Here is a 9,015-nt window from a genome sequence, read left to right as displayed (position 1 = left end):
GCCCCGAAGAGGCTTCCGTCCTGCACCACCAAGCGCAGGTGGGGGTTGCCCTTTTTGCTCTTATCCCCACGGGCGTAGAGCATGCCCTTGCGCCTTTCCCGCCACTCCCGTTTGCGGCGTTCGTAAAGGGGCAGGTTCGCCTTTTTGAGCCGGGCCAGGTCTGCAAGAAGTTTCCTCCCCCCGAAGACCACCTTGCGGGGGTTCTCCCCCAGCTCCCTTTGGGCGGTGAGGAGGGCCTGGGCCTTCAGGATGGCGTCGTCGGCGTAGCGGGTGTTGAGGCGGAAGAGGGTGCAGAGGGGGCCGTCTTCCTTTTTCAGATCCTCCCGCTTTTCCCCCTCCTGAAGCCTGTTGTAGGCGAAGCGGAAGGCGGCGGAGAAGCGACGCATCAGGTCCAGGGTGGCCACGTAGTCCCCGTGGTCAGGAAAAACGAGGAGGGCTTCCAGGCCGACGAAGGACTGGGGCCTTTTGCCCTTGCCTTTGCGTTTCTTCCCCTTCACGTCTAGACCCCTAGGGAACATTCTAGAGGGCTAAGCCTTTTGCCCTGTACGAAGGGAGGTTGTGGGGGAAGACGGGATTTGGGAGCAGGACTTGGTGGGGGGTGGGGAAAGGGGGGCTGGGGGGCAACTGTTCGCAACCTCCCTCTCCCATGAACATCCTCAGGTACAATCTGGAAAGGTTTGGATATGAGGAGCCCCATCAGCCTCCTGCGAGCCGCTATCCTCACCCTGACCTCAGGCCTTGCCCTGGCCCAGGGGATCACGGTCCGCACCCCCCTCGGACCTGCCCAAGGCCAGATCGAAAAGGGCGCCATCGCCTTCTACGGCCTGCCCTATGCGCAAGCGAGCCGCTTTGAAGCTCCAAGGCCCGTGGCCGCCTGGCCCCCTGGGGTGGGAAGGGAGCGGGTAGCCTGCCCCCAAACCCCTGGGACCACCGCCCGGCTGGGGGGATACATCCCCCCGCAGAGGGAGGACTGCCTGGTGGCCAACCTTTTCCTTCCCCTGGAACTCCCGCCCCCGGAAGGCTTTCCCGTGATGGTCTACCTGCACGGCGGTGGCTTCACCTCGGGAAGCGCCGCCGAGCCCATCTACGGTGGGCACCATCTGGCCCAGGAGGGCGTGGTGGTGGTCTCGGTAAACTACCGCCTAGGGCCCCTGGGGTTTCTGGCCCTGCCCGCTCTAGAAAAGGAGAACCCCAAAGCCGTGGGGAACTATGGGCTTCTGGACCTGGTGGAGGCCCTTCGGTTTGTGCAACGCTATATCCGCTATTTCGGCGGGAACCCCCAAAACGTAACCCTCTTCGGGGAATCCGCTGGGGGCATGCTGGTCTGCACCCTCCTGGCCACCCCGGAGGCCCAGGGACTTTTCCACAAAGCCATCCTCCAGTCGGGGGGGTGCCACCAGGTGCGTCCCTTGGAAAGGGACTTCCCCTTCGGGGAACGGTGGGCCAAGAACCTGGGCTGCTCCCCAGAGGACCTGGCCTGTCTCCGCCGCCTTCCCCTTTCCCGCCTCCTTCCTGAGGAAAGGGAGACCCCTCCCGACGTCAACGCCGCCGTACTGGGTTTTCCCAGCTCCCCCTTCAAACCCCATCTGGGGGTCCTGCTTCCGGAAAGCCCCACGGAGGCCCTCCGGAAGGGGCAGGCCCGGGGTATCCCCCTCTTGGCAGGGGCCAACCTGGAGGAACTCGCCTTCCCGGGTCTAGCCTGGCTCCTGGGACCAAGGCGTTGGGAGGAGTTCGGCCAAAAGCTTGCCGCCCAAGGCCTTACCCAACAGCAACGCGAGGCCTTGAAAGGGGTGTATCAGAAGCGTTTTTCCGAGCCCCGAGCCGCCTGGGGCCAGGCCCAAACCGATCTGCTCCTCCTCTGCCCCTCCTTAAAGGCCGCAAGGCTCCAGGCCCCTTTCGCCCCCACCTATGCCTACCTCTTCACCTTCCGGGTCCCAGGCTGGGAGGGACTTGGGGCCTTCCACGGCCTGGAGCTCGCCCCCCTTTTCGGAAACCTCGAGGAAATGCCCTTTCTTCCGCTTTTCCTCAGCGCCGAAGCCCGGGAAAAGGCCGAGGCCCTGGGCAAGCGCATGCGCCGCTACTGGGTGAGCTTCGCCCGGGAGGGGGAGCCCCGGGGCTGGCCCCGCTGGCCCACCTACGAGGAGGGCTACCTCCTCCGCTTGGACGAGCCCCCAGGGCTCATGCCGGACCTTTATGAGGAGCGTTGCGGCGCCCTCGAGGCCTTGGGGCTACTATAGAGGCCATGAAGGCCCGCGCCACCTGCCCCCTGGACTGCCCCGACGCCTGCAGCCTCCTCCTCACCCTGGAAGAGGGGAGGCTCGTGCGGGTGGAAGGGGACCCCAACCACCCCGTCACCCGGGGCTTCGCCTGCGCCAAGACCTACCGCTACCCGGAAAGGGCAAAGGCACGCCTCCTCTACCCCATGCGCCGGGTGGGGCGGAAAGGGGAAGGCCGTTTTGAAAGGATCTCCTGGGAGGAGGCCCTGGGGGAGATCGCGGAAAGGCTCAAGGCCATCCTGGACGCCCACGGGGGGGAGGCGGTGCTGCCCTACCACTACGCGGGCACCATGGGCCTCGTGGAGAACCAGCACCCCTTGGCCTTCTTCCGGGCCATCGGGGCCAGCGAGCTAGAGGAAACCATCTGCGCCACTGCGGGGAGCGCCGCCTGGGAGATGACCTACGGGCCCCGCCTGGCCCCAGATCCCGAGGAAATCCCGGAAAACGCCCGCTACATCCTTCTTTGGGGCATCAACAGCCTCTCCACCAACAGCCACCTCACCCCCTTCCTCAAGGAGGCCAGGCGCCGGGGGGCCAAGGTGGTCCACGTGGACCCCTACGAGAACCCCACGAGCCGCTTCGCCGATGAGCACCTCAAGCTCCGGCCCGGCACCGACGCCGCCTTGGCCTACGCCCTCGCCCACGTGCTCTTCCGGGAAGGCTGGGTGGACCGGGCCTACCTGGAGGAAGCGGCCACAGGGGTGGAGGCTTTCCAGGAAGAGGCGGCGAGGTGGACGCCCCAAAGGGCCAGCGCCCTCACCGGGGTGCCGGAGGAGGCCATAGAACGGCTGGCCCGGGAGCTGGGAGAGGCGAAGCGGGTCTTCGTAAGGGTGGGCTACGGCATGACCCGCCACCCCGGCGGGGGCAATGCCCTAAGGGCGGTGATCCTCCTTCCCGCCCTCCTGGGGGCCTGGCGCTACCCGGGGTGCGGGGCCATGCTCTCCACCAGCGGGGCCTTTCCCCTAAATAAGCGCTTCCTGGGGGGAAGGCACCTCCTGGAAGGAGCGCGCCCCCACGAGGGGTACTTCCGGCCCAACCCCCAGGTGCGCCGGGTGAACATGAACCGGCTGGCCAGCGCCCTCACCCGCTTGGATCCCCCCATAAGGGCCCTCTTCGTCTTCAACTCCAACCCGGTGGTGGTGGCCCCGGACACGGGGAGGGTGAAGGAGGGCCTCTTGCGGGAAGACCTCTTCACCGTGGTCCTGGAGCAGGTGATGACGGAAACCGCCCGCTACGCGGACTACCTCCTCCCCGCCACCCTCTTCTACGAGCACCCCGACCTCTACACCAGCTACGGCCACTACTACCTCTCCTGGAACGAGCCCCTGGCCCCCCCAGAAGGGGAGGCTAAGCCCAACACCCGGGTCTTCCGGGAACTGGCGCAGCGGCTTGGCCTAAAGGAGCCCACCCTCTACTGGGAGGCGGAAGACGTGGCCAGAAGCCTCCTGGACACCGACCACCCCTACCTAGAGGGGATCACCCTGGAGCGGCTCAAGCGGGAAGGCTTCGTGAAGCTCCACCTCCCCAAGCCCTTCCTGCCCTTCGCCAAGGGCCCCGTGCGCTTCAGCCCCCCGCCGGAGGTCATCCCCACCGAGCCCCTGCCGGACTACCCCTTGATCCTCCTCACCCCTCCGGCCCACCGCTTCCTCAACACCACCTACGGGAACGTGCGGGAACTGGTGGAGGCGGAAGGGAGGGAGCCCGTCCTCCTCATCCACCCCCTGGACGCGGCGGCCCGGGGGGTTACGGACGGCGGCCTGGTCTACCTCCGCTCCCCCCAGGGCCAGGTGGTGCGCAAGGCCAGGGTGACGGAGGCCCCCATCCCGGGGACGGTGGTCCTCGAGGGCACCTGGTGGGAGAAGTGGGCCCCGGACGGCAAGGGGGTGAACCACCTCACCTCGGAAAGGCTCACCGACCTGGGAGGCGGGAGCACCTTCCACTCCACCCCGGTGGAGGTGGAGCCCCTCCGCCTGGCCTGATTTGCACCTGGGCCAGGGTTTTGCTAGGCTGGTTGGGTGCAGACGGCCAAGCCCCTTAAGCGCGCGGTGGCCCTGGCCGCCTGGAGCGAGGAAGGGCTTCTGTTGGTGAAGCGCCCCGAGGAGGACCCCGAGTTCGGCGGGGCCTGGGGCCTTCCGGCGGTGAGCCTTGGGGATGGAGAAAGCCCGGAGGAAGGGGCCCTAAGGGTAGGCTGGGAGAAGCTGGGAGCCGGGGTGGAGGTCCTCCGGCCCGCGGCCTTCGGGGTGGAGGAGCGCCCCGCCTACACCCTGGAGCTTTGGGTGGTGGAGGCCAGGCTTCTCGCCAGGCCTGAGCTTCCCGAGCCCAAGCCCGGCAAGACCTACTACCGGGCCTACCGTTTTGGCCGGCCCGAGGAGCTTAGGGAAGCCGCCCGGCAAGGCTCTTTATGCAGCCGCCTTTACCTGGCGGTGAAAGGTCTCTGCCCGTGACCATGGAAACCCTGGTTCTGGTCAACCTGTTTCACGAGCTGGCCCTGAAAGGGGAAAACCGCCCCTTTTTCCTGAGGAAGGCCAAGGCCCATATAAAGGAGGCCCTTCAGGGCACGGCGGCCCGGTTGGAGACGGAGTGGCCCATGGCCCTCCTCTTCCGGCTGCCCCAGCAAGCCTGGCCCGAGGCCAAGGAACGCCTGAAGGACACCCTGGGGGTGGAAGGCTTCGCCCGGGTCCTGCGCACTCCCCCGGATCTAAAGGCCCTCGAGGCCGCCTTGGAGGAGACCCTTGCGAGGGAGCGCTTCGAAAGCTTCCGCATCACCGCCAAGCGCTCCGATAAGACCTTCCCCCTGACCTCTCCCGAGATCGAGCGACTCCTTGGGGCCTTCGTGAAGGAGAAGACGGGAGCCAGGGTACAGCTCAAGGGAGCGGAAAGGGAGTGGGTGGTGCGCATCCTGCCCAACGCCGCCCTTTTGGAGTTGGAACGCCACCCGGGACGGGGAGGGCTTCCCCCCGGGGTTTCCGGAAAGGTGGTGGCCCTCCTTTCCGGGGGGATTGACTCCCCCGTGGCCGCCTACCGCCTCATGCGCCGGGGGGCGGAAGTGGCCCTGGTGCACTTCCACCCCTTCCCCCTCCTCTCCGGGCAGAGCCGGGAGAAGGCCAAGGCCATCGCCGAGCGCCTGGTGCGCTTCCAGCACCGCATCACCCTCCACCTGGTTCCCTTCAGTGAGGTGCAGCGGGAGATCATCCTCGAGGCCCCCAAGGCCTACCGGGTGGTCCTCTACCGCCGCTACATGCTCCGCATCGCCGAGGCCATTGCCAAGGAGGAGGGGGCCCTGGCCTTGGTCACCGGGGACAGCCTGGGCCAGGTGGCCTCGCAGACCCTGGAAAATCTTCATGTGGTTAACCAGGCCGCCACCCTCCCCGTCTTCCGCCCCCTCATCGGCTTCCACAAGGAGGAGATCAAAGCCGAGGCCTTGCGCATCGGCACCTACCCCCTTTCCATCCTTCCCGACGAGGAATGCTGCACCCTTTTCGCCCCCAAGCACCCCGTGACCCAAGCCCAGCTCCCCGTGGTGCTGGAGGTGGAAAGCCGCCTCTCCACCGACGAGCTCATCGCCCTGGCCCTTAAGGACCGGGAGGTGGTGCGCTACACCTGGCCGGGGCGAAAGGCCCTACAGGGGCGGGGAGAAGAGGCTTTTATAATAGAGCATGGACCTGCTCAAAGCTAAGGCCCTCCTGGAGCGCGGCGAGACCACCCCCCTGAACCTATTGGAAGAAGCCCTGGAACGAGCCCGGGTCTTCCAAGACCGCAACGCTTTGGCTTACCTGGACGAGGAGGGGGCAAGGCGGGAAGCCCAAAGGCTTACGGAGGAGCTTAGGCGGGGAGCGGTGCGGGGACCCCTCCACGGCCTGCCCCTCACGGTGAAGGACCTCTTTCCCGTGAAGGGCATGCCCACCCGCGCGGGCACCCAAGCCCCCCTCCCTCCCCTTCCCGAGGAGGCCCAGGCGGTAAGGCGCCTGAGGGAAGCCGGAGCCCTCATCTTCGCCAAAACCAACATGCACGAGGTGGCCCTGGGCATCACCGGGGAAAACCCCTGGACGGGCCCGGTGAAAAACGCCATCGACCCCACCCGTCAGGCGGGGGGCTCTAGCGGCGGAAGCGCCGTGGCTGTGGCCTTGGGGATCGGCCTCGCCTCCTTGGGCACGGACACCGGGGGGTCCATCCGCATCCCTGCCGCCTTCAACGGGGTGGTGGGCTTCAAGCCCTCCTTCGGCCGGGTGAGCCTGGAGGGGGCCCTGCCCCTTTCCCGCTCCACCGACCATGCGGGGCCCATCGCCAAGACGGTGCGGGATGCCCACTTCCTCACGGAGATCCTGGCCGGGGAAAGCATCCCCTTGGAGGGCCCCCAGAACCCCACCTTCGGCGTGCCCCTGGACTTCCTGGAGGGCCGTTTGGGGGTGGAGGTGCGCAGGGCTTTCCAGAGGCTTCTAGAGGAGCTCCCCTCCTTGAGGGCCGAGGTAAGGGAGGTATCCTTACCCCTACCCGGGGTCTATGAGGTCTACACCCGCCTGGTGCGCTACGAGGCGGCCCGCATCCACGAAAAGGCCCTAAGGGAGCACCCCGAAGGTTTCTCGCCTCAGGTGCGGGAGGCCCTCTTGGCGGGGCTTGCCCTCACGGAGAAGGACTACCGGGATGCGGTGGCGGAACGGGAGGCCCTGCGCCTTCAGCTGGTGAAGGCCCTAAGGGGCGTGGATGCCCTCCTCCTCCCCGCCCAGCCCCTCCCCGCGCCCCCCTTGGGCACGGAGGAGGTGGAGCTGGAATCGGGGAAGAAGAGCCACCGGGAGGCCTTCATCACCCTCACCCTGCCCTTTAGCCTTCTGGGGGTGCCCACCCTCACCCTGCCCTTCGCCCGGGTGGAGGGGATGCCCGTGGGGCTCCAGGTGGTGGGGCCCTACGCCGAGGACGGGCGGGTCCTGGCCATCGGAGGGTGGCTCGAGGCCCGGCTAAAGTAGGGCGTAAAGCAAGGCCAGGCTCAGCAGGGTCAAGGGCAGGCCGAAGCGGAGGTGCTCCAGGAAGCCCACCCGCACCCCCTCCCTGCCCGCCCCTTCGGCCACGATGAGGTTGGCCACGCTGGCCAAAAGGGTGAGGTTCCCCGCCAGGGTGCTGCCCCCGGCCAGAAGGAGCCAGTCCTTGGGCTCCTGCACCAAGGGGGCCAGGAGCAAGACCGCGGGCACGTTGGAGATGAGGAGGGAAAGGAGGGTGGCGGCGAGGAGGAGCCCCAAGGGGCTTTGCGCCAGGGGGAGGAAGGCCTCCACCAGGCCCAGCCGCCTCACCCCCTCGGTGACGATGAAAAGCCCCCCAAACATCACCAAAAGCTCCCAGTCCACCCGCAGGAAGTAGCGCTCCGAGCGGAGGCGGCGGGTGAAGAGGAGAAGCCCCGCCGCCACCAAGGCCCCTTGGGCCATGGGGTAGCCCAGGAGGAAGGCCAGGAAAAGCCCGAGGGCCACAAGGAACCCCTTCCGCAGGAGGGGGCGGTGGAGGCGGTAGCGCAAGGGGGGCAAGGGAGGCAAAGGCTTCAGGGAGCGCACCTCGGGGTAAAGCAGGGTCAGCAAGGCCACCTGCAGGAAGAGGCCCAGGAGGGCCACGGGCCAGAGGGCCTTCACGAAGCCCAGGTAGGAGAGGCCCGAGAGGCTGGCCACCACGATGTTCTGGGGGTTGCCCGTGGGGGTCATGAGGCTTCCCGTGTTCACCGCTCCCATGAGGGCCAGGAGGTAAGGCACGGGGTTCAGCCCCAGGCCCCGCACCACGGAAAGCACGAGGGGGGTAAGGAGGAGGGCCATGGTGTCGTTGAGGAAGAGGGCCGAGAGGAGGCCGCCGCCCAGGGTGAGGGAGAGGAGGAGGGCCAGGGGGGTCCTCGCCAGGGCCAGCAACCGCTCCGCCGCCAGGCCGAAGAAGCCCGCATAGCCCAGGTGGGCGTTCAGGACCATGACCCCGAAGAGAAAGGTGAGGGTCTTGGCGTCCAGGGCCCGCCAGGCCTCCTCCAGGTCCAGGGTGCCGAGGAGGACCAAAAAGCTCGCCCCCACCAGGGCCACCCCCGCCCGGTTCATGCGGTAGCCGGGAAGCCCCCCCAGGGCCAGGCCCAGGTAGGTGAGGAGGAGCACGAGGCCGCTAACCGCTTCCCAAACCTCCATAAAGGCGCGCCTCCAACTGGGCCTTCACCTTAGGCCACTCCTCCCTCAGGATGCTGTAGAACACGTCGTCGCGGAAGGTGCCGTCGGGAAGCCGGCGGTTTTTGCGCAACACCCCCTCCCGCACCGCCCCCAGGGACTCCAAAGCCCGCTGGCTCCGCTCGTTCCTCCGGTCCACCTTGAACTGCACCCTTTCGGCCTGCAGGACCTCAAAGGCGTGGCGCAGGAGGAGGTACTTGGCCTCCTTGTTGACCGGGGTGCCCCAGAAGGGCCGAAAGAGCATGGTGCCGATCTCCAGCTTGCGGTTTTCCGGGTCGGGGGCGATGACAGAGATGCGTCCGGCCAGGGAAAGGCCGGGGGCGGGTGTCTGGAGGGCGGGCGTGGGGCGGAGGGCCCAGTTCACCCGCCCGGGCTCAGAAAGAAGGGCCTCCAGGTGCTCCCGCAAGGCCCTTTCGTCCGCCTCCTTGGGGGCGCGGCTTAGGAAGCGGAAGACCTCGGGGTCAAACCCCGCCAGGAAGCCCGGCAGGTGGACCAGGGAGAGGGGCTCGAGGACCACGTACCGCCCGGCAAAGCGCTCGGGGAAGGTCCACATGGGCCCATTA

The 9,015-nt window shown here is 67.5% G+C and carries 7 protein-coding genes and 1 pseudogene; 5 read left to right on the top strand and 3 right to left on the bottom strand.

The annotated features are described in order from the left end of the window. Positions 1-518, bottom strand: a pseudogene (locus tag L1087_RS12050) (IS200/IS605 family accessory protein TnpB-related protein); the annotation flags it as partial. 165 nt (positions 519-683) lie between these two features. Here L1087_RS12050 and L1087_RS12045 point away from each other — a divergent pair. Genes L1087_RS12045 through L1087_RS12025 form a run of 5 tightly spaced genes read left to right on the top strand, consistent with a single transcriptional unit; the run spans position 684 to position 7,237 of the window. After that, positions 684-2,237, top strand: coding sequence for a carboxylesterase/lipase family protein (locus L1087_RS12045; protein ID WP_234559154.1), 1,554 nt, complete (start codon positions 684-686; stop codon positions 2,235-2,237). Positions 2,238-2,242: 5 nt separating this feature from the next. Continuing rightward, complete coding sequence (locus L1087_RS12040; RefSeq protein WP_234559153.1) at positions 2,243-4,255, top strand: molybdopterin-containing oxidoreductase family protein; 2,013 nt, start codon at positions 2,243-2,245, stop codon at positions 4,253-4,255. 36 nt (positions 4,256-4,291) lie between these two features. Beyond that, on the top strand, positions 4,292-4,720 hold the full coding sequence (locus L1087_RS12035) for an NUDIX hydrolase (RefSeq protein ID WP_234559152.1): 429 nt from the start codon (positions 4,292-4,294) through the stop codon (positions 4,718-4,720). Between the two features lie 2 nt (positions 4,721-4,722). After that, positions 4,723-5,952, top strand: coding sequence for a tRNA uracil 4-sulfurtransferase ThiI (thiI, locus tag L1087_RS12030; RefSeq protein ID WP_234559150.1), 1,230 nt, complete (start codon positions 4,723-4,725; stop codon positions 5,950-5,952). Beyond that, entirely contained in the window at positions 5,933-7,237 is a 1,305-nt protein-coding gene (locus tag L1087_RS12025; RefSeq protein ID WP_234559148.1) for an amidase, read from the top strand. Before thiI ends, L1087_RS12025 begins: the two co-directional genes overlap by 20 nt. Here L1087_RS12025 and L1087_RS12020 read toward each other — a convergent pair. Continuing rightward, on the bottom strand, positions 7,229-8,416 hold the full coding sequence (locus L1087_RS12020) for an SLC13 family permease (RefSeq protein ID WP_234559146.1): 1,188 nt from the start codon (positions 8,414-8,416) through the stop codon (positions 7,229-7,231). The two genes, L1087_RS12025 and L1087_RS12020, sit on opposite strands and share 9 nt — an antisense overlap. Then, positions 8,394-9,005, bottom strand: a complete 612-nt coding sequence (locus tag L1087_RS12015) for a GNAT family N-acetyltransferase (RefSeq protein WP_234559144.1) — start codon at positions 9,003-9,005, stop codon at positions 8,394-8,396. Before L1087_RS12015 ends, L1087_RS12020 begins: the two co-directional genes overlap by 23 nt. Between the last annotated feature and the right edge of the window lie 10 nt (positions 9,006-9,015).

This window comes from Thermus tengchongensis (genome assembly GCF_021462405.1).
GTDB lineage: Bacteria > Deinococcota > Deinococci > Deinococcales > Thermaceae > Thermus > Thermus tengchongensis.
This window is presented reverse-complemented; position numbering and strand designations above follow the sequence as displayed.